Source organism: Stenotrophomonas maltophilia (assembly GCF_900186865.1).
Taxonomy (GTDB): domain Bacteria; phylum Pseudomonadota; class Gammaproteobacteria; order Xanthomonadales; family Xanthomonadaceae; genus Stenotrophomonas; species Stenotrophomonas maltophilia.
In genome coordinates, this window is the sequence record NZ_LT906480.1 from 2,588,390 (window position 1) to 2,608,071 (window position 19,682).

The following is a 19,682-nucleotide window of genomic DNA, read 5'->3' on the forward strand; positions in this document are numbered from 1 at the left end:
ATTCGGCTTCGCAAGCATTCAAACCACAATCCGACACTGAGTGATCGCAGGCAGTACGGCACGGCTCGGTTGGCGGGAAGTATGCTCGTGCTTGCACGCATGCGGGCAAGTCGCGCCTCGCCGTAAAAGGGTATCTCTTTGAGCGCCATGGCCGTGCCCCTCCCCATTCACCTTTGATGGGTAACGAAACGCGAGTTTGTTACTCCTTCCACCATCCGTATTAGAGGGGCAGAATCAGGAGGACACAAGCGACGGGGTGTGACCACGCCATGACGGAGCGGACCAACGAATCAATCCTGGCCCCGGAACGCCGTGAGATCGAAAGAGAATTGACCTTTCATTTCGGGCCTCTCATCGGCTATGAAAACTTGCCGCGAGCTCTTGGCTATCGCTCCAGCCACGCGCTCCGCCAAGCAGAGGCACGCGGAACCTTGCCCGTGAAGATATTCAAAGTGCCCGGCCGCCGCGGCAAATTTGCCTTTGCGATGGACATCGCCGACTGGATGGTTGGGCTGAGGGCCGCAATCAGTCCGCCGGCAGTATCTGGCACCCCGCAAGATGAAGCGGCTGCTCTGAAGCCCAACCAGGAATGACGCCCCACAACCCAAACTCAAGGGGCCGGGCTTGTAGCGTTTCAAGAACAGACTCAAGACGTCCCCGAAGATGCGCTCGCCGAGCGCCGAGGAGAGTACCAAGAGCCGGAAACTAACATCTCCGAACCCTGGAAATGACTTGCCCCCGTTGGCGCGGGGGCAAGTGACATCTGTTGGAGCAGATGGTGGTGAAACTCAGCCTGTACCCTGAGGCTCACCCTTTTCCTTGACAAAGTCAAGCGACTTCCCGTTCGCGCGGAGGGGTGCGCCCATTTCCTCCCCATCTCATATGGCGGAGGCGAACCTGAATGGGCACCTTGTTCCAATCTCGAGACCGGGCAGACGTTCGCAAGCCGACGGCTGAGGAGCAGGATGATGACCGCAGGAAAAAGCGCGACCGCCAAACCGACGGACGAAGACCGCCGTGAGGGGCATCTGCCCCATTCCCCTCTCGAGCTAGCACGCGGCAAGCGCGACCGCCGCGAAATCTTTGTATTTCAGTCCCCGAAGAATGGGCGGACCGTAACGGTGGCCGACCTGGTCAACTTTTGCCAGGCGCTGATGCTCGAATTTGACCCCCAGGTGGAGATGTATGTTGAGAGGCCGCGTCGAATCACGGTAGGCGAGAAGCGCGACCTGGAGTTGAGCTTCTGGGTCGGGCGGAGGGATGGCACCCAGCACTACCAGTTTGTAATCCCTACAAAACGGGTGGCTTCACTGAGCGTTGGCTTAGTCAAGCTTCCCGCAGATGACGAGCTCATCCACATGGCCTTGAATCAAGGGCTCGTATTGCGACTCGTCCACGAAAACTCTCTGGCATCTCGCGCCAGCGAGGTCGCTGTTGCCTACGAACTACTTCCGCTTGTCTGGGCCAATGCAAAGATCGCGGGGGCCAGGCAGTTGGAAGTGAGGATTGAGGACATGCTCCAGAACGTTGAGCGCCTCACCATGAGCGCATTACAACTGCAGACGGGCCAGGCCCGGTTCGCAGTGGCTTGCGCAGTGGCAAGCCTCGTCTACACCGGCCGCGTACAACTCGTGGACTATCGCCCAGGGGATCCGGATGCCCTCGTGGAGGTGCGTCATGGCTAGGTACGAAATCTATGATCAGGCGACACTCGACGAGTGGTACTCCCCACATCCGGTTGATATTGCACCAGATCATCTCTCCAAGTTCCGCGTGGCCAAGGAAGCACTCACCGCCTTGCTTCTGGGCCGTTCCACCATCACCGCTATATCCCGGAGATATGGAATCTGCCACAAACGCCTGAAGCGCATGGCAATGAAAGCGCCCACGATAGCCCACGATGGCATGCCGCACGGATTTCGCGTATGCATTCCATGGGGCAGTTACTCGACTGAGCTTTCCTTCGAACCCGCGGAATTGCCGCTGGTTCCAGGAAGATTTGCGTGGCACAAAGTCTCCGAAGCTGTGCCGAGTGTTAAAGCCTTGATCGATGGCTTTGCAACCCATCTGCCGCCGGGCCGCCCTCCAAGCGCGTTCGTAAAATTGCACCAACGAGTCCTTGCGGAGCTGAAGCAGCACAACCTGGAGGACAAATTCCCCCTGAACGATCCTGGCAAGGGGAAGCGCTCGCTGCTTGCTTTGCTCAAGCGGCGGCAGTCGGCAGTAGCCGACGTGGACCTTTATGAACCTCAATCGGCATCGAACGCTCCTGTCGCTTTGGAGCAAGCAGTACGGATGGGCCTGTTCGCCAGAACGGAGTTTGACGCGCACCAAATCGATGTTGAATGCAAGATCTCCATCGATATGCCCAATGGCGCGCGTGTTACGCGCAAAGTGTCACGGCTATGGCTTCTCATCGAAATAGAGACTGAATCCAGGGCGGTAACGGGATGGCTTCTCTGTGTCGGCCAGAGCTATGACAATCTTGATGTAGCGCTCTGCTTGTCCAAGTCAATGGAACCCTGGGCTCCCAGGGACCTGACGATCCCGGACCTCTTCTACGCACCTGGCGCTGGAATGCCCGTCTATCAGGCAGCAACGCCGATAGTCACGCGCTCGGCCGCTGTCGCACTGGACAACTTCCTTGCGCACTCGGCCCATGCACTCGAAGCAGCATTCTGCAGGGCTCGGGGAGGTGTGATGATCTTCGGAAAGTCGCACACACCGCGCTCACGACCCATTGTAGAGCAATTCTTCTCGCGCTTGGAACGTGGTGCGCTGCGTAAGATCCCCGGCGGTTTTGAGCCCGCCAAACGGCTGGGGGAAAACAAGATCAGGATCAGCAACTTCTCTCCGGATGCCCATCCCATCCAGATGCACCTTCTCGAGGAGCTCCTGGACGTCATCATAGCCAACTACAACGCGACGCCTCACTCCGCACTCGGACAGATGACGCCGCTAGCGTATCTCACGAATCGCAAAGAGTCAGCGTTTGCGTTTGCGCCGGAAACCTGTGGCCTGGATGCTGCAGATATGGCTTCGACAATCGTAAGCCTGCCCGTAAAAGGCAACAAGGATAATGGGGAGTTGCCCCATGTCACCTACTTGTATGCGGACTACCGATCCCCTTCCCTTAACGATAAATGGGGACTGATTGGCACCAGGATTCTTGCGCGCGTGAATAGGCGCGATCTTCGTTCAATCGTGCTACTTCAAAGTGCCACCGTGCCATTCGGAGTGGCTACCGCGCGAGCGCCTTGGTCGCGCGCGCCGCATGACGAGAGGACGCGAAGGATCATCTGTCGTTGGTCCAAACAGCGCAGTGATTTCTCAATCGCTGGCGTGGAGTGTGCAATTGAAGCCTTCATAGCGCATCTTCGATCTACTGCAGACACGTCCCAACCCGCAGTCGACCAACTTGCGCGCTTGCAGCAGTTGCACTTCGGCCGTCTGCCCGACATTCGGTCCCAGCCAGCTCACATCCCGGTAAGAGTCCCCCGGGGAGGCAAGGTGAATCTTGATGACTAGATCGGACCTTGCGGAGGCCATCATGGCCGTCCGTCGCCTTGACCCCGACCATCCACTTTTCATTGAGTCTGGCTACCGTATCAACACGAAGCCTGTCGAACGCATGGCGGATTTCGTTCTGTACAACATTCAGCAGGGTCATCATGGATGCTCTCTTTATTCAGAGAGCGGGGTTGGCAAATCCACGGCGCAAGACTATCTAGTCGAAACCGACTGGCGCTGGCTCGTGGAGGACGGACGCCGCGCAGGTGTGGCCAGGGCAATCGTCGCAACCTCAGATGCATGCAGGAGCCCGCTGAGCTTCTGGCACGCGCTTTCACATCAACTGGGAATGCCGCGCTGGTCATCGGCCAGGCCTCACGAGCTGAGGGCACGAATACACAATCACATGCGCGCCGCGTGTGGGCACGCCGACGTACGCAGGTACGTATTGTTCATCGACAGTGCTCAACGGCTCACCAATCTTGAGTTTCAGTGCTTAGAAGATCTTGATAACTTGATGAGCAAGGACAGGCTTACTCTCTTTTTGGTCTTTGTGTACCAAAGTGACCAGCAGGGCATCGAGCTTGGCGACATGTGGCAGCACCATCCGTCACATGTTGTTCGCCGGTGGTTTCTGGACTCAGCCCCATTTCTTCCTCTTGCGGCGCGAGATGAAGTCAGGCATGCCCTGTCGCGCTACGACGGCGCAGCATGGTGGCCGACAGAGGACATGCCATTTTCTAGATACTTCGCCACCGACGCATTTGATCGCGGATGGCGGCTGGAATCTGAAACGGAGATGATTTGCGATGCTGTGTCCGCCCTCCGGAGGGAGGTGGGACTTCCCGAACATAGTGGCTGGCCGATGTGCTCCTTCACATCGACCGTGCGGAATCTGCTAACGAACGCTTGGTTTCAGCAGAGTTTCGAACGCTTCACTCCATCTGACGTCCGTGCTGCGCTTGTGCATGTCGGGTACCTGCGAACCGAGTTCATTCGCATGCGCGAGAAGATGTCCGACAAGGCAATCGCCATCATTGAGAAGATACAGAATACGGCAAACCAGGTAGGGGGAAGCAATGAATAGCTCTCGCGCCGTAAATCCTTCTACGCCTCGGATTGTCGGCGCAGAGCATGAGTTCTATCCATACATATCGGGCTACGGCGTGCTGCAGCGGATCGTTGCACTGGGCATGCCAACAAGTGAGCAACTCATGATCATGGGGGTGAGGCGTAAGACTGGGCGCTCCATGCTCCGCCCTTTGCTTCTGCCGGGCCGGGTGCAGGATACTTTTGCGTCAGCCATCGAAGTCCGTGACGTCACAACGAAGAATCTATGGAATCCGGCCGCGTGGCTTCCAGTTCAATCACTTCGACTTCTCGCGGGTAGTGAGCTTCCATATATGCGGTGCCCCGCATGCGCACTTCACGGCTACCATTGTTCACTATTTCTCCTTCCTTCCATCTCTGCGTGCCCTTGGCATGGCGAGAAGCTCATCAGCCACTGCGAGGCATGCGGAAGGACGCTGGGCACCAGTTTTGACCACTCCGGTGGTCTCGGGACTTGTACTTGTGGATTTCAGCCAATCGACGCCCACACAGCGCTACTGGACGTCAGGCAATTTCCCGCTCGTGAAGTGTCGCAGTGGGTGGATGACTACCTTCATTGGGCATCACGCCAGCGGGCAGGCCGAGTGATTCACTTCCCCAGTGATGCGCAAAGCTGGCCTTCAGCTCTGGCGCGCCTGATTGATAGAACGACTCCTATGCCGCCCGTCCACCAGGACGATGGCAATGCTCACGTAAGGTATGAGGCTTTCCAGCCATCCGCTGACGATCCGGAGCCAGGGGCGTTCTGGGGCTGGGCAATGATTGGCGGCAACTCGGGCCTCATGTGCGCTCCGCTCCCATTGATGGCCTACGATGCTTTGACGCGGGCCACTGCAGCGGCATGCGCCAGGGTCGGACTTGAAGGCCTATCTGTCCTGAGCTTCCGCTCAACGCACTACGACACCCAAGGACCCACTGAGGTAGAGCGGCACGAGTCGTTCCTAGCTCCCTATGGTGTTTCTGCCAGCGGCGCGACTTGGCTCAATCTCTCGGTTGTCGACCCGATGGTAACGTTAGCGTGCGGCACAGCGCTGGAGCTGGCCGCTGCGGCCTTTGGTATCGCGAACGACAAGCCGGATAGGTCCCCTTCCGTAATCGTCGCTTCGGTATTGGACAGCATTAAGGGAAGATCCGCCTTGGTCGACGCGCTTGTGTGGGTTCTGGCAACCGCTTATGAGGAAGGCTTGGCGTTGACGCTTGCAAGGGTGTTCAAGCTGAATCCGAAGGATGTACTGCCTTCAGGTGGGTATCCGGTCATCGAGCTTCAGGGTTCCGCCCGTTCCTTGAGAGAAGTCCGGGTCGCCTGGGTGACACCTCGAAAAACAGCTAGAATCCAGCAGAAATCCTAAGGCAGGCAGTTCTTAGCAATTTTTGCCATCATTGGGGCAACGGCACTGTCTCGTGCCGGACTGCGAACGGCAGTAGCCTTCATGCGAGTACGCAACACAAGGGGAGGCTTTGCCGCCGCGTGGGCTAATTGGCAATTCTAATGAACCCCCGGCAGTCGTGGGCGTGTTTTATGGGCTTCCGGAACTGTTGGGCGTTATTTATGTACTTCTGGAAATGCCGGGCGTCTTTGGTGAACTTCCGGGAATATCGGGCATGTTTGGTGGACTTCCGGAAATATCGGGCATCTTTGGTGGACGGAAGCTGCCAGGAAGAGGCTAAGCCCACCCCATCCATATCTTCTAAAATCAATGCGTTAGAGGCCGGGCGTTTTCGGTGCGGCAGACAGGTCACCTGCTGGAACCTTCCAATGTGAGGTGGTGATCTCTCCAGTCTTCCGCCGCAACGAAATCTGGCGTGATCTACCTTCTCGAGGGCCTCAGAATTCGCCGATTCGTGGCTTTCGGAACGCTTGGCCGAGCTCACTTCGCGATGATTGAACGCCTGCAGCGGTCGCGCGCTGTTCGGGTGAACGCTGCGCAGTGCGCGCAGTTGCGGCGCTGACATGGATTGCGGTGTCAGCTCGATGTTCCAGAGCGCGCCTTCTGTTCATCGCGGCGCCGTAAGGTAAGCGAGCCGACGTAGCGCAGACCGACAGGACTCGCGGGAAACAGCTCCGGAGACTTGCGCACGTGAGTCCAGGATTCTGCAATGGAATTGGCTACGGGAGACGCGCGGTCCCTGCGTGATAAAAAATCAGGGGAGTCGCCCCCTCCCCTGATATATCTCTTCTAAAATTTCGTGCAGTTAGCTCTTTGTCTTTTTGCTGGTTTTCCTTCCCTTTGAGGGGGCTGAGTCAGTAAACATGTCATCAGTTGATGGGCGCTGTGCGTGAAGAATCTTTCTGGCCTTCTCGGCGTATCTATGCAGCTGTTCAATTACTGAGGCCAGCTCCATTGAGATTCCGGCATCGGTAGGTTGCGGTGATATCGAGGAAGATGGGAGCCTAGCCTGCCTGAGGTTATCATCCGCGTGAAGTCGCATCTGGCACGAGACCCCAGGAAATATCTCGATTGAAAGCGAGGTTTGCACCTGTCTTGGTATCCCTTGAAGTGCCTGAGGCCCTCGGATGGCATTCGTGACCCAGTTGTACTCAATCCAGGAAATGTCGGAAAGAGGGGGGGAAGACCATGAAAGCGAAGCCTTGACGTGCTTCTCGACCCCTTTCAAAGCCTTGGTCCAGGTGGGATCCCAGTATTTTCGTCCAGCCAATCCGGCGATAAGGCCGAACCATACATGGGCTAGAGAAGCTAGCTTGCTGTACTTCTTGATTAGAAAGGCGTGACTTGTCCCTCGGCCTACAAGGAACGCGGCAGCTGCGATCGTGGCAGCGTGCCGCGACGCGTGGTTGGGCGAGCTCACGATCGCCGCGGAGGCGGACGAAGCAACTTGCTGAAACGCTACCACGCGCTCTTCGATTGATTCGCTACGAAGTGCTAGCGGTAGTGGGTTGTTTTCGCGTGGCGCTGGTTCATTTGGAGCCTGATAGGCGTGCGCAGCAGTTGCAATGAACTCCGCCAGCTCCCAGATTTCAGACGCGCGCCCCATGTTCGTAGACGCTATTGACCAAATCGGCACCAGTGCGTCGACGTTGATGCTCCGCCTCAGAAAGCGCGGGTCAGATTCGATTGCTCTTAGTCGTTCGGTGGATGTACGCGTGACTTTGTATGAATCATAGAGCTTATGCGCTCGTGCAATTGCTATAGAAAAGCAAGCTTGCACTCTCGATAGCGAAATGTTTTCTAGGCTGATGTCTTGTTCGCTCTGCGCAAGGAGCTCCCCGAGCACAACGCTAGCCCAGCGGTCATCTCTAAAAGAGTGGGTCGGATTATCCTCAATAGAAATTGTCTCCCAGTCGTCGGAGGAAAGTACCCGCCCAAACTGGCTTAGCGGAAATGTGTCGCGAGCGAAAACGCGAAGCCAGGATAGAGTTTCGGATGCGCTCCCAATTTCAAGAACAAAGACGGTGGGAGCTTGGTTTTCCGGGTCATCCACTGTGTCCCAGGGAAATCCCGCGCTTGCTATATTGTCATAGCTCCGCCCCGAAAATGGGTAGCTACTCTGCATCTTTCCCTGATATGCGTCGGGCCCTAGGATTGAATCAGGAATTTCGTCCCTGCTTAGCGGGTACCAGACAAATTTTGGAGTATTCATTCAGTGCGCGCCCGGGAATAGTGCGTCAATGTCAAAAGGCTTGTTCTCCGCGAAGGCCTGTTCAAGTTCAGGGTTTGTTTTTCCTGAGGTGTACGCGTTTAGGGCGGTTTTGGCGCGGGTGACAGCGGTGTAGGAGAGCGTTGGGTTGTTCATATGCCCATGTCTCAGCTCTTCAATCCCGAACATATGAACCGCCCTGAATTCGACGCCCTTCGAGGAGTGCATGGTCATCACATGTATTTGTGCGTCAGTCGAGAAGTCCGTTCCGTCTATCAAATGGCTGCAGGAAGTTGCACTCAAATCAGAGGCCATAAGTCGCCCGAAGACTTCCTCAGCCGTGTCTCTCTTTCCGCACAAGATGCCAATTCGGTCGCCAGCATAAGCTGATACCTGCACATTTAATATTTCCAGCATCGTTTCAAACTGCGCGTCTCTATCGGGCAGGCGATGGAGCTCCGCAGATGACTTTCCCATTTTTCTTTCGTCATAGTTGGAGGTCGCCTCGAGAGACTCCGCGGGCGAAGGTGGTACGATGAGTCTGTCAGCAACTCGTGCTATTCGATGCCCAATTCTGTAGTGGCTGGAGAGTGAGTACTTTTTGAGGTCTAGTGCCTCTGCTCCATTCAGGCCGGTTTGATGGTAGATGCTTTGCTTCATGTCGCCGCAAACGCATATGTTTTCAGAAATTTCTGCGAGGCATTCAATCTCCCCGGTCGTTAGGTCTTGCGCCTCATCAATAAAAACGGAGCTAATTAGCTTGTTGGTTGGAATCTTCTTGTTTGCTTCTCTCAGAAGCTCGATGGTTGTCTTTCGGGCAGCTTCATTAAACTCTCCGCCATCAACAATGTCCTTGTTGAGGTAAAGTTTGACGTGTTTTCGTGCCCATGAATGAAATGTGCGCACCTGATCGGGCTCAATTAGCCCAGTCGCCACCAGGCCGCTTCGCAGGAAGCGACTTAGTGATTTCGTGTAAGTCACTACCAGTACATTCTTGTCCCCTTGCCCTGCGACAAACTGTGCGCGGAGAAGAAGGAGATTTGTTTTTCCGGAGCCGGCCGGCCCTTCAAGCTGGTAGCGGCCTTTAGCCGGGAGATTGATGAAATCTAATTGCGTCGGGTCTAGCTCGTCCTTGGATATCCACCAGCTTGTAATCATTAAATTTCTCCTTTAGGCCCTAAGGACAGTAAGTCCATTCCGTGAACTTCTTCAGCGCCATGATTTGCTTCCCAGATATCTATGGCACTTATTATTAATTCAGCAATTTTGTTTGCGATGATGTTGACGGTGATTTCCTCTGAAGCCCCAATTTTTGCTTCAGTCAAAAGGATTCTTCTTGGGAGCGCTTCCGGCTTTTTGACGGGCCGCAGCGTTGCCTCGAGAGCTACGGTGGAGCTTGATGCTAGTATCCCTGTATTCCATGTAAATGAAACATTGCACGCGATACTGGGTCCCGAAGTGCATGTAATTTCATATATGTACACATCTGAACACCTGTCGCTAAGTGGATGCATGTTTACGCGAATCTGCCTATTGCCGTTCGCAATAAGTTCCAGTCTCGCTGCGTCGCACAGACGCTTCATGAATTCTTGACGCTCGAACTCGAGCCTCCTCTTTGCGGCTGCGAGGGATGTCGCGCCCGCCGAGCTCTTTACCTTGGTCAGGCGAGCCTGTAGTGCCGACACGCCGTCGGCGGGCGCGTCGAGGTTAAAGTCGCTCCAGCTTGCAATCTGAAGTCGGACGTTGCCGTCCTTTGCAAGGCAACGTGCCGCGAGTGCTTTTTGCCGCGCAAGCCTAGTGGGGTCCGAATCAGGAAACGATGGGGTCTTCTCTAAAACCGCTCGGGCCAGTAGCCAACGGTTACCTTTATCAACCTCATCTTGAAACAGGGGTCTCTTGTTTATGAGGTCGTGCAGAACCGCGCCGACTTGATACACGTTGAGTGCCTTCCATAGAGCTGGCGATGGTTCGTCCAGCCTGAATAGGTATTCCGGTGAGCTGTACTGCGCAGTCGATATAAAAGGGCGCGTGTCGCCGTGGTCGGTCCCCTGCCCCGAATCGCCCCCGTCATTTCCGATTCTCCTGGCCACCCCTAAATCCAACAGAGAGAGCTTGAGGAAATCACTTGAGACATGAATGTTCTCAGGCTTTATGTCCCTGTGAACAATCTCTAGCTTCTCGAGATAGGTTACTGCGGAAACCAGTTGCTGTATGAGCAGGGATACAGAGCTGTCCGGGACGTTGGCGACGACATCTTTAAGCCTCGGCCACTCCACAAACTCCATCTCTACAAAGGCAGTCCCTTCACTTTCGTCTACCGCATAAACTGTAACAAGCTGCTCACACGAATGACCTATAAGGCTGCGTTGGAGGTCTAGACGCCTTCTTGTTGAATTTGCGATGCTCCCCGTTAGGAACTTTGGGTCATAGCCCTTAATGGCCCGTTTTCCCTCTGGTGTAATCACAGAATATGGCGCCGCAGAGCCTCCGGCAGCTACATAGGCAATCGAGTGATATCCCTCTCGTAAGGCGATGTGGCGCTCCAGCCTTTGCTCAATGTCCTGGCATACCTCTGTAGACAAGTCCGGCACGTACTGTTCCTTCAGTTGTTCAAGCGGATGTGCTAAGGCTATCAGTTCCCGGACGTCGTTCGTATCCCGTTGTCATAGGGCCCTCCATTTATTGGGTGATGCGCGCAGTTCGAGAGCCCGCGTACACGCGTACTGAACGCGTGGCGCGGCCATTTCCCATCTGAGTCGCGGTAGCCCAAACTGGTTGGTGCAAGTCTCCGTGTACTTGTCCATAGCCCGAATACGTCACGTAAGAAAGTCAGTCGATGTTCTCCTTGTAGTCTTCATGGAGTTGGCTGATACGCCGTCCGCTCAGGTCAGAGCCTCTATAGGTTAGTTCCCAGAAGTCCGCCATTCGCGCGGTGCCCGGCAGGTCGTCCGCTCCGCCAAGCAGCTCATGGACCCGGGCCAGGACCTGCGCAACGTCCGTGCCGAACTGGCGCGTACGCCCACCGTGCAGAACCGAGTTCGCCTGGGCATGACGCTGCTGGATGCCGGCCAGGCCGAGGAAGCCAGAACCCTGCTTGAGCAGGCAGCCAGCTCGCCGTTGGGCAACGATTCCCACATCCTGGCCGGCCTCGCGCGTGCCCGCCTCGAGTCCGGGCACGTCGCGCCTGCGGTGGAGACGCTGGGCGGAAACGATGCGGCCGCTCGCTGCCTGTACGCCGAATGGTTGATGGCACAGGCCGCAGCCCGACGATTGTGAGCAAGCCCGCAGCCTGTTCGCCAGCATCATCGACGATGCGCAGCACTGGTCGCACCACGCGCGCAGCCACAATGCCGCATGATTGGATCGGACCAAGGTCGCGTTGAAGGGCTACTGACGCCGGGCAGCCTCTGGCAATTCTGTCGTATCCGCCTCGTTCACGGCCTCGCCGGGCGGATGCCGACACTCTGCTGGCTTGCACTACTGACACCGGCGACAGCCTTGCAACACAAGGCTTCCGCCCAATTGCGCCGCATGCAACGATTCTGAAAATGTTGAATGTGGTGACGGCATCGGCCTTACTGCATTGGCATCGCGCACAGCCGGGCGTATTCCTTTCCGTGCCATCTCGAACAGGTGGCCGGGCTTCGAAACCCCGGTTGTGCAATCGTAAAAAGCGCTTGCCAGTCGGCACCACCCTGCGTGGTGCCGACTGGCAATCCGTCAGCCGGCTATGGCGGGCGGTGCGTGGGGGCCTTGCGCCCGCCGGTCTGATTGCACACCGGGTTTCGAACCACGCACCGTCCGCCACCTTTATCGGTGGCGGCTTCTGCCTGCACGCAAGGAGCCCAGCCATGAGCCAGTCCCACTCCCCTGCCCCGCACCCGATCCACGACGCGCCCGCGAACGGTCATGCGTTGGACCCGAACACCCTTATCGCCCTGCTGCACAGCATCGGCTCGGGCGTCGCCTCCGATGGCCAGCCGTGGCCTGAACGCCATCAAATGCCCGGCCGACGCATCGCCCTGGCGGATACCGACTGCTCGCTGGCGGGTCTTCGGGTGGTGCTGGAGATCCTGCTGGCCGCACAGCGTGCCCGCGAGAATGGCGAGCTGGAGCAGTACGTTGGCCCTCGCGTCATGGAGGGCCTGATCATGGCCGGAATCGGCCTTACCGCACACGCCAGTACGCGGCTGCATCCGGAGGGTTGAGTGGCGTGGTGCCGCTGGGCGACCATGGTGCTTTGCCTTGCAGCGGTGGTTGCGGTACAGATTCAGTGGCCGGTGCCGCCGAGGCCTGAGCAGCTCGCATTCCAGAGCATCCCTGACGATCGCTTTTCACTGCTCCGCCGACAGGCAAGGCAGTTTGTGGAAGCGCGGCCACAGCAGGGCTTTGAGTTCGTTGAACAACGTCAAGACGCCACTTTGCAGATCTACTGCAGGGGCGTCCCGGTGCTGTGGGTGGAGAGGCGCTCGCACTATCTGCTCCTGCAGGTTTCACTGGACGCCCGGCAGCGGGCGCCCGACGTTGTGCAGTTGCGGGCGCTTCTTCAATGGCAGATGGAACCGATGGACTATCTGGAGCAAGTGTTGGCTGGTGTGCCGGAGCCTGTTTTGATGGATCGGGTGCGGCGGGCCCTTGTTGGCGAGGTGCCTGATGGCGCGCGGTGCGGCAGGCAGTAGTCGAGCAGGGCTCGACTATAAAATAGCGTTGCAGGCCCGCCCCATCGTACCCGAGCGCACTTCGCATGGCGCCTCAGCGGGAATCACAAACCCAGCTCAGACAACCCCGGATGATCATCCGGGCGACGCCCCAGCGGCCAATGGAACTTGCGGTCGCTTTCCTTGATCGGCAGGTCGTTGATGCACGAGAAGCGGCGTTGCATCAGGCCATCGGCGCCGAATTCCCAGTTCTCATTTCCATAGGAACGGAACCAGTTGCCGGAGTCGTCGTGCCATTCGTACGCGTAGCGGACAGCAATACGGTTTTCGGTAAAGGCCCAGAGCTCCTTGATCAGGCGGTACTCGAGCTCCTTGTTCCATTTGCGCGCCAGGAACTGCCGGGCTTCTTCCCGGCCGTTGGTGAACTCGGCGCGGTTTCGCCACTGGGTGTCGAGTGAATAGGCAAGCGACACCTTGTCGGCATCGCGGGAATTCCAGCCATCCTCGGCAAGGCGCACCTTCTGCGTGGCCGATTCGAGGGTGAACGGAGGAAGCGGCGGACGGGGGTGTTCTGCGGACACAGGGAGACCTCCAATCGAAATGGACAGACGGGTTGCTTCAAAGGATCTGGCGTACTCAGGCGCTAACGCTTGGCCTGTTCCAACAACAGCTTCGCGACATCCTTCGCGGTGTCTGCGGCGCCGTAATCACCCATCACGCGCGACAGGGTGATGGCGCCTTCCATCAGGACCAGCAGCTGACGGGCCAATGCCGCCGGCTGCTCCACATCCAGTTGTCCGGTAAGTTCCAATGTGTAATCGAGCAGCTTCTGCTTGTGATCACGCGCGATCTGCCGGATCGGATCGGCCGGGTCGCCGACCTCGCCTGCGGTATTGATGAACGCACAACCGCGATAGCCCTCGGACTGAAACCAGCTCTTGAGCACGGTGAACATGCCGAGGATGCGCGCTTCCGGAGTGTCCGCCTTGTCGCACTCCTGCCGGAACCAGGCCAGCCAACGCACATCGCGCGCCCTGAGCGCAGCAGCGGCCACCTCGTCCTTGTTCTCGAAGTGGCGGTAGATGCTCTTCCGCGCCACGCCGGAGGTCTTCACCAGCAGGTCCATGCCCGTGGCGTGGATCCCGTTCTGGTAGATCAGTGCCTCGGCCGTGGCCAGGATCTTCTGTTGGGTGTCGGTGATGGCCTTGCTCATGGCCACAAGGTAGAACGATCATTCTCCCTCGTCAACAGGCGGTGGCGGGCAATTCGTGCGAGCACATCGGTGCAAGACGATCTATCAAGAAATCCGGACAGTGCATCACCCGGACGCCTGATTGCAGGCGCAAAGTACGTCTCACCACCCACCCATGAGAGTTCCCGCATGAATACCCTCGCCCGCTCACTGGCCGTTGCCGCCCTCGCCCTCTCGGTCCAGGCCGGTCTGTTCGCACAGGCCGCCGAACCGGCCAAGCCGGCGGCAGTCACCGCCATCGCGCGCACCGCCAGCTACATCACCACCGCCGATGGCGTGCAGCTGTACTACAAGGACTGGGGTCCGAAGGACGGCCCGGTCGTGACCTTCAGCCACGGCTGGCCGTTGAATTCGGACAGCTGGGAATCGCAGATGCTCTTCCTGGCCAATCATGGCTACCGCGTGATCGCGCATGACCGTCGTGGCCACGGTCGTTCCAGCCAGCCGTGGGACGGCAACGATATGGATCACTACGCTGATGACCTGGCCACGGTGATCAATACGTTGGACCTGCACGATGTGACCCTAGTGGGTTTCTCTACCGGTGGCGGCGAGGTGGCGCGCTACATCGGCCGGCATGGCACCGGGCGAGTGAAGAAGGCCGTGCTGATCAGCTCGGTGCCGCCGTTCATGCTGAAGAGCGCCGACAACCCCAACGGCCTGCCGATCGAAGTGTTCGATGGCATCCGCAAGGCACAGATGGACAACCGCGCCCAGTTGTACAAGGACATTCCGTCGGGCCCGTTCTATGGCTTCAACCGCCCGGGCGCGAAGGTGTCGCAGGGGCTGATCGATGCGTGGTGGGCGCAGGGCATGCAGGGCGGCCACAAGAACACCTACGATTCGATCGCTGCGTTCTCGGCCACCGACTTCCGCGCGGACCTGAAGAAGTTCGATGTGCCAACGCTGGTCATCCACGGTGATGACGACCAGATCGTACCGATCGATATCTCGGGCCGCCAGTCGGCAAAGCTGATCAAGGGCGCCAGGCTGATTGTCTACCCGGGTGCGCCGCATGGCCTGACCGACACCCACAAGGACAAGGTCAACCAGGACTTGCTGACGTTCCTGCAGGAAAAGTGAGCAACAGGGGGCTCCGGCACTGCGCCGGAGCCCGTTTCATCCTGCAGGGTGCCGCCTCCATGCGGCCCTTTTCGTGTCGGACATCGGCAGCCGGGCATGGCTCGGCTCCGCACAGGTCCCCGCAAAGACGAACTCAGTCCGCCCCGCCCCGTGCGTTGCGCCGCAGGGACTGCGGGGGCTGGCCGAAGGCGCGCAGGAACGCTCTTCGCATGCGTTCGGTGTCAACGAAGCCCGTTTCGGCCGCGACTTCATCCATCGTGTAGCGGCTCTGCTCGATCAGCACGCGAGCGGCCTCCACGCGCAGGCTCTCCACCGCCTTCGCAGGGGATTGCCCGGTTTCTTCGCGGAACGCGCGACTGAACTGACGGGTGCTGAGATGTGCGGCCTGGGCCAGTTCTTCAACCGACAAGGTGGCGCGCAGGTTGCCACGCGCGAAGGTCAGCGCATTCTGGATGCGATCGGACCGGGCATCCAGCTCGAGCAGCACCGAATGCTGGGACTGCCCGCCTCCACGGCGGTGGTAGACCACCAGCTTCCGGGCCACCGCCCTGGACAACTCCGCACCGAAGTCGTTCTCGATCATGCCAAGCGCCAGGTCCAGCCCCGCGCTCATGCCGGCGGAAGTCCAGATCGGGCCATCGGTGATGAAGATGCGATCTTCCTCCACCTGCGCGGCGGGAAAGCGCTGCTTGAGCGCACGGGCGTGGAACCAGTGCGTGGTGGCGCGCCGCCCGTCCAGCAGCCCCGTTTCGCCAAGAATGAAGGCGCCTGTGCACACCGACGCGGTCCGTCGCGTGCGCGTGCCCCCCTGGCAGATCAGTTCGATCAGCGTGCCGGTGGACGGGGCTGGCTCCAGCAGGCCGGCCACGATCAGAGTATCCAGCGGCTGCTGCGCCAGCGGCGCCGTCTGCATGGCCATGCCAAGCGAGCTGGGCACCAGCCCGCCCTGTTCGGAGAGCATGTGCAGATCGTAAAGGCGCGCGCCTTCGGTGGCATTGGCCAGTTCGAAGGCGGACGCCGCCGCGATCGCCATGGTCTGGAACCCGGATGGCAGAACAAATCCAACACTGAGCATGGCGGTTTTTCGGGAGTGGCCGTAAACGAGGTATATACGACATTTACGCCATTCACAAGCCGGCCTAGATTTGGCCCTGACCCCGGCGACGCCCGCCGCTTCGGACTGACCACCGTGAACAACCCTACCCCTCAAGGCACCGCTCTCATCACCGGCGCATCGTCCGGCATCGGCGCGATCTATGCCGATCGCCTGGCCCGCGCCGGCCATGACCTGATCCTGGTTGCGCGACGCGGCGACCGCCTGCGCCAACTGGCCGAAGCACTCGCCCGCAGCACCGGCCGCGCAGTGGACATTGTCGCGGCGGACCTGACTACCTCCGTCGGGCTTGCCGAAGTTGAGAGCGTCATTCGAGACCGAGCGGATATCCGACTGCTGGTCAACAATGCCGGCATCGGCGCCACGGCTCCCCTGCTGCAGTCGGACATCGGCGAGATGGAGCGCATGATCACGCTCAACGTGAACGCCGCGGTGCGTCTGGCCTACGCCGCCGCCCCGGTGTTCGTGGCCCATGGCCAGGGCACGATCATCAACATCGCCTCCATCGTCGCATTGGCGCCCGAGCTGCTCAACGGCGTCTACGCGGGAAGCAAGGCGTTCGTTCTGGCGTTTTCGCAGTCGCTCCACCATGAGCTGGCCGACAAGGGCGTGCGCGTCCAGGTTGTGCTGCCGGGGGCTACCGCAACAGACTTCTGGCACCTCTCCGGCCTGCCGGTGGAGCACCTGCCGCAGGGCATCGTGATGAGCGCCGAGGACATGGTGGATGCATCCCTGGCCGGGCTGGCGCAGGGCGAACGCGTGACCATTCCGGCGCTTCCGGACATCGCTGAGTGGGACGCCTTCGAGCACGCACGCAAGGCGATGGCGCCGGGGCTTTCGCGTGCCCAGCCGGCACAGCGCTATATGAGCAGGGTCTGACCGGCGAACGGGCTACAGACGCCCGGTGCAGGGGATGGAGCGATGGCCGGGCGGCGTCGCGTTGAGCGCTACGCTGCCCCACCCTGCTGATTGTTAACGCGTGTTGCCTGAAGGTTTGACGCCACGTTGCCCCGCCCTTGATGGGGCCGCTCACAGCGCACTCCTATGCTGGGCCCGCCACCTGAGGGGTGGTGATCAACCTGGAGATTCACCATGCAACGCGATCAGAAAGACCTCCCCCACCCGGACGCGGAAGCGCAGCGCCCCGATCCTGTCAGCCCGCTGCAGGCAAAGCTGCACAACCACCGCAATCATGACGAAGCGCTGCAGGAAACCTTCCCTGCCAGTGATCCGATCTCCCCCTTCGTCGCCGCGCCAGCGCCGGAAGAGCAGGCCAAGCGCCTGGGTGAGCGGGTCAGGCTGCCAGATCGTCGAACGGATGAGGAGGCCGCGGGAGGTGACGAGTGATCCGGCGCGGCTTCGCCCGGGTCGCGGCCGCGACGGCACGATTGTCCGGCAGCTTGGGCGCATTCGTCGCGGCGCTGGGGGTGATCATCACCTGGGCCGCCAGCGGGCCGGCTTTCCACTTCAATGATACGTGGCAACTGGTGGTGAACACGGGAACGACCATCGTGACCTTCCTGATGGTGTTCCTGATCCAGCATACGCAGAATGCCGATACGGCCGCGCTGCACATCAAGCTGGATGAACTGATCCGGGTCAGCAAGGACGCCAACCAGGAGTTGTTGAACCTGGAGTCGATGGAACCGGCGCACCTTGAAGAGATTCGCCAGCGTTACGAGGCGCTGGCGAAGACCGCTGCAGACATCAAGTCCAAGAAGGAACGCTGCATGCCCTGCGAGGCGGATGCGGCCGCCGAAGCCTGAGGGTCACCGCTGCAGCGGCTGCTCCGCCTGCAGCGATTCTGACGCGAGGCCCTGCCGGGCGGGGCCTTCCAGCAGCGCCCCGGTGGCGGAAAAGCGGCTGCCATGGCATGGGCAATCCCATGTGCGTTCATGGCCATTCCATTGGACAACGCACTTGAGGTGCGGGCACAGCGCCGACATCGCGTGCAGCTGGCCGTGCTCATCGCGGTAGACGGCGGTCCGCTTTCCATTCACGTCCAGCAGTGCACCACAGCCACGGCTTAACTCGCTGGGTGAGTGCGACGGCGCAGCGCCAAGTCGATCTCCCACCATGTGCCGTGCGACTGTGCCATTGGTACGGGCCCAGCCGGCCGCCGAGCGCACTGGCGTGAAGCGCATGGGGCTTAGCAGCTTCTCGATCTCGCTGGTCGTGCCCATGATTCCCTCGGTGATCGCACGAGCGGCCACGCCCGCCCAGGTCAAGCCATCGGGACCATAGCCGGTGGCGACCCACACATTGTCGTGCGCGCTGCTGCCTATGTAGGGCAGCTGGTCGGCTGCACGGAACTGCTGCGCCGACCAGCACAGCGGCTCGCCCTGCACGGTGAAGTTGCGACGCGCGTCGGCGACCAGATGCTGTGCCGGATCCATCACCGGGGTTTCGCCGGTGCGATGTGTCTCGCCGACCAGCACCAGCCAGTCGCGGCCATCAGTACCGCGCACCCCGCGCAGCGAGCGGTGCCGATCGGCGATCCAATGAATACCTGCCGCTGGCGGATTGGCAACCGGCACCGCCACGCCGTACTCGCGGTACACCTCCATCTCGGCCTGCACCAGGTTGAACCCTGCTGGCGAGTGGGTGGCGAGCACGAAGTGCCTGGCATGGATGCGGCCGCCAAGGGCGGTGGCAACGCCTGCTGATGCCTCGATGCTGTTGATCTGGGTCCAGTCGTAGATGCGCACCCGGCCCACCAGGTGTCGCGCCAGCTCCCTGCAGAAGGCCGCCGGATCCAACTGCGCCTGATCGGGAACACGGAACGCGTGGCCCAATGCGAACGGCAGACCTGACTGCTGGTGTTCGCACTGCAGGCCTACGCGCTGATAGGCCTGAAGTTCACGCTCGAATCGCGTCGTCACCTCGCGCGTGCGCTCCTGCATGCCGTACTGCATGGCCACGCGTTCGAAGCCGCAACGCAGATCGTAGCGATGAACCAGCGTTTCGATGGCGCGCAGCGCCTGCTGCCGCCACTGCACGATACGACTGGCCGTGTCGCTGCCCCAGCGCGAGACCAGTTCTGCCAGCCGGGAGACGGGCGCGTAAAGATTGCCCGTGGACATCACCGTATTTCGCCCGCCGATGGGCCCTGCATCGACCACCAGCACATCCAGGCCACTATCCGCCAGGCGGGCCGCTGTCAGCAGGCCGGTCATTCCGGCGCCCACCACCAGCACGTCCGCGCGCGTCGTGCCGGCAAGGGGGCGGAAGCAATGCGACTCGGTGTCAGCTGACCATAAGCTGGCGCGCGGGAACGGTTCGGACATGAAAGGGATCCTTGCAGCTTCAGCTGGGAGGCCTCTCTGATACGCCTTGCCGGGTGAAACGAGGGTGGCGC

Annotated in this window: 18 protein-coding genes and 1 pseudogene; 12 read left to right on the forward strand and 7 right to left on the reverse strand. The window is 59.7% G+C overall.

The genetic code is table 11. The annotated features are described in order from the left end of the window. The first annotated feature begins 269 nt into the window (after nt 1-269). The 5 genes from CKW06_RS12435 (at nt 270) to CKW06_RS12455 (ending at nt 5,969) form a co-directional block, all read left to right on the forward strand. A complete protein-coding gene (locus CKW06_RS12435; RefSeq protein WP_024956858.1) occupies nt 270-593 on the forward strand; it encodes a hypothetical protein in 324 nt (107 codons plus the stop codon). Between the two features lie 375 nt (nt 594-968). Continuing rightward, on the forward strand, nt 969-1,685 hold the full coding sequence (locus CKW06_RS12440; protein WP_049401583.1) for a hypothetical protein: 717 nt from the start codon (nt 969-971) through the stop codon (nt 1,683-1,685). Beyond that, entirely contained in the window at nt 1,678-3,528 is a 1,851-nt protein-coding gene (locus CKW06_RS12445; protein ID WP_024956856.1) for a hypothetical protein, read from the forward strand. Before CKW06_RS12440 ends, CKW06_RS12445 begins: the two co-directional genes overlap by 8 nt. A gap of 22 nt (nt 3,529-3,550) precedes the next feature. Continuing rightward, on the forward strand, nt 3,551-4,597 hold the full coding sequence (locus CKW06_RS12450) for an ATP-binding protein (RefSeq protein WP_072167141.1): 1,047 nt from the start codon (nt 3,551-3,553) through the stop codon (nt 4,595-4,597). A gap of 826 nt (nt 4,598-5,423) precedes the next feature. Further along, nucleotides 5,424-5,969 carry a hypothetical protein gene (locus CKW06_RS12455; protein WP_126412179.1) on the forward strand — a complete coding sequence of 182 codons (546 nt, stop codon included), beginning with the start codon at nt 5,424-5,426 and terminating at the stop codon, nt 5,967-5,969. 844 nt (nt 5,970-6,813) lie between these two features. Here CKW06_RS12455 and CKW06_RS23600 read toward each other — a convergent pair. From CKW06_RS23600 to CKW06_RS12470, 3 genes are read right to left on the reverse strand one after another with little or no spacing between them, the layout of a single operon-like run. Further along, on the reverse strand, nt 6,814-8,220 hold the full coding sequence (locus tag CKW06_RS23600) for a hypothetical protein (protein WP_143568558.1): 1,407 nt from the start codon (nt 8,218-8,220) through the stop codon (nt 6,814-6,816). Then, nucleotides 8,221-9,375, reverse strand: coding sequence for a UvrD-helicase domain-containing protein (locus CKW06_RS12465; protein WP_024956853.1), 1,155 nt, complete (start codon nt 9,373-9,375; stop codon nt 8,221-8,223). Beyond that, entirely contained in the window at nt 9,375-10,808 is a 1,434-nt protein-coding gene (locus tag CKW06_RS12470; RefSeq protein ID WP_076738381.1) for a protein kinase domain-containing protein, read from the reverse strand. Before CKW06_RS12470 ends, CKW06_RS12465 begins: the two co-directional genes overlap by 1 nt. A 316-nt stretch (nt 10,809-11,124) precedes the next feature. On the opposite strand from CKW06_RS12470, the pseudogene CKW06_RS12475 reads away from it, so the two are divergent. The 3 genes and pseudogenes from CKW06_RS12475 to CKW06_RS12485 form a co-directional block, all read left to right on the forward strand. Further along, a pseudogene (locus CKW06_RS12475) lies at nt 11,125-11,575 on the forward strand (tetratricopeptide repeat protein); the annotation flags it as partial. A gap of 493 nt (nt 11,576-12,068) precedes the next feature. Next, complete coding sequence (locus CKW06_RS12480; RefSeq protein WP_024956852.1) at nt 12,069-12,425, forward strand: hypothetical protein; 357 nt, start codon at nt 12,069-12,071, stop codon at nt 12,423-12,425. Then, nucleotides 12,426-12,896: a hypothetical protein gene (locus tag CKW06_RS12485; RefSeq protein ID WP_024956851.1), complete on the forward strand. Its 471-nt coding sequence runs from the start codon at nt 12,426-12,428 to the stop codon at nt 12,894-12,896. Nucleotides 12,897-12,979: 83 nt separating this feature from the next. Here the strand turns inward: CKW06_RS12485 and CKW06_RS12490 are convergent, their stop codons facing one another. Both CKW06_RS12490 and CKW06_RS12495 read right to left on the reverse strand, forming a co-directional pair. Continuing rightward, nucleotides 12,980-13,456 carry a nuclear transport factor 2 family protein gene (locus CKW06_RS12490; protein WP_024956850.1) on the reverse strand — a complete coding sequence of 159 codons (477 nt, stop codon included), beginning with the start codon at nt 13,454-13,456 and terminating at the stop codon, nt 12,980-12,982. 62 nt (nt 13,457-13,518) lie between these two features. After that, a complete protein-coding gene (locus CKW06_RS12495) occupies nt 13,519-14,088 on the reverse strand; it encodes a TetR/AcrR family transcriptional regulator (RefSeq protein ID WP_024956849.1) in 570 nt (189 codons plus the stop codon). Nucleotides 14,089-14,256: 168 nt separating this feature from the next. Here CKW06_RS12495 and CKW06_RS12500 point away from each other — a divergent pair, with 168 nt between their 5' ends. Then, the gene (locus CKW06_RS12500) at nt 14,257-15,210 is read left to right on the forward strand and encodes an alpha/beta fold hydrolase (protein ID WP_024956848.1); all 954 of its coding nucleotides are present in this window, start codon (nt 14,257-14,259) and stop codon (nt 15,208-15,210) included. A gap of 133 nt (nt 15,211-15,343) precedes the next feature. Here CKW06_RS12500 and CKW06_RS12505 read toward each other — a convergent pair whose 3' ends face one another. Further along, a complete protein-coding gene (locus tag CKW06_RS12505) occupies nt 15,344-16,171 on the reverse strand; it encodes a GlxA family transcriptional regulator (RefSeq protein ID WP_231910751.1) in 828 nt (275 codons plus the stop codon). Here CKW06_RS12505 and CKW06_RS12510 point away from each other — a divergent pair, their 5' ends adjacent. The 3 genes from CKW06_RS12510 (at nt 16,172) to CKW06_RS12520 (ending at nt 18,090) form a co-directional block, all read left to right on the forward strand. Continuing rightward, nucleotides 16,172-17,203: an SDR family NAD(P)-dependent oxidoreductase gene (locus CKW06_RS12510; protein ID WP_231910752.1), complete on the forward strand. Its 1,032-nt coding sequence runs from the start codon at nt 16,172-16,174 to the stop codon at nt 17,201-17,203. Between the two features lie 213 nt (nt 17,204-17,416). Further along, on the forward strand, nt 17,417-17,671 hold the full coding sequence (locus tag CKW06_RS12515; protein WP_024956845.1) for a hypothetical protein: 255 nt from the start codon (nt 17,417-17,419) through the stop codon (nt 17,669-17,671). Beyond that, entirely contained in the window at nt 17,668-18,090 is a 423-nt protein-coding gene (locus CKW06_RS12520) for a low affinity iron permease family protein (RefSeq protein WP_005409684.1), read from the forward strand. The genes CKW06_RS12515 and CKW06_RS12520 overlap by 4 nt, the downstream gene beginning before the upstream one ends. A 3-nt stretch (nt 18,091-18,093) precedes the next feature. Here the strand turns inward: CKW06_RS12520 and CKW06_RS12525 are convergent, their stop codons facing one another. Continuing rightward, a complete protein-coding gene (locus CKW06_RS12525; protein WP_024956844.1) occupies nt 18,094-19,611 on the reverse strand; it encodes an FAD-dependent oxidoreductase in 1,518 nt (505 codons plus the stop codon). Nucleotides 19,612-19,682 lie beyond the last annotated feature (71 nt).

What these genes read in the sequence shown, in the direction of transcription:
- CKW06_RS12435 (WP_024956858.1), top strand. Translation starts at nt 270, where the DNA reads ATGACGGAGCGGACCAACGAATCAATCCTGGCCCCGGAACGCCGTGAG.
- CKW06_RS12440 (WP_049401583.1), top strand. Translation starts at nt 969, where the DNA reads ATGACCGCAGGAAAAAGCGCGACCGCCAAACCGACGGACGAAGACCGC.
- CKW06_RS12445 (WP_024956856.1), top strand. Translation starts at nt 1,678, where the DNA reads ATGGCTAGGTACGAAATCTATGATCAGGCGACACTCGACGAGTGGTAC.
- CKW06_RS12450 (WP_072167141.1), top strand. Translation starts at nt 3,551, where the DNA reads ATGGCCGTCCGTCGCCTTGACCCCGACCATCCACTTTTCATTGAGTCT.
- CKW06_RS12455 (WP_126412179.1), top strand. Translation starts at nt 5,424, where the DNA reads ATGGCCTACGATGCTTTGACGCGGGCCACTGCAGCGGCATGCGCCAGG.
- CKW06_RS23600 (WP_143568558.1), bottom strand. Translation starts at nt 8,220, where the DNA reads ATGAATACTCCAAAATTTGTCTGGTACCCGCTAAGCAGGGACGAAATT.
- CKW06_RS12465 (WP_024956853.1), bottom strand. Translation starts at nt 9,375, where the DNA reads ATGATTACAAGCTGGTGGATATCCAAGGACGAGCTAGACCCGACGCAA.
- CKW06_RS12480 (WP_024956852.1), top strand. Translation starts at nt 12,069, where the DNA reads ATGAGCCAGTCCCACTCCCCTGCCCCGCACCCGATCCACGACGCGCCC.
- CKW06_RS12495 (WP_024956849.1), bottom strand. Translation starts at nt 14,088, where the DNA reads ATGAGCAAGGCCATCACCGACACCCAACAGAAGATCCTGGCCACGGCC.
- CKW06_RS12500 (WP_024956848.1), top strand. Translation starts at nt 14,257, where the DNA reads ATGAATACCCTCGCCCGCTCACTGGCCGTTGCCGCCCTCGCCCTCTCG.
- CKW06_RS12505 (WP_231910751.1), bottom strand. Translation starts at nt 16,171, where the DNA reads ATGCTCTCCGAACAGGGCGGGCTGGTGCCCAGCTCGCTTGGCATGGCC.
- CKW06_RS12515 (WP_024956845.1), top strand. Translation starts at nt 17,417, where the DNA reads ATGCAACGCGATCAGAAAGACCTCCCCCACCCGGACGCGGAAGCGCAG.
- CKW06_RS12525 (WP_024956844.1), bottom strand. Translation starts at nt 19,611, where the DNA reads ATGTCCGAACCGTTCCCGCGCGCCAGCTTATGGTCAGCTGACACCGAG.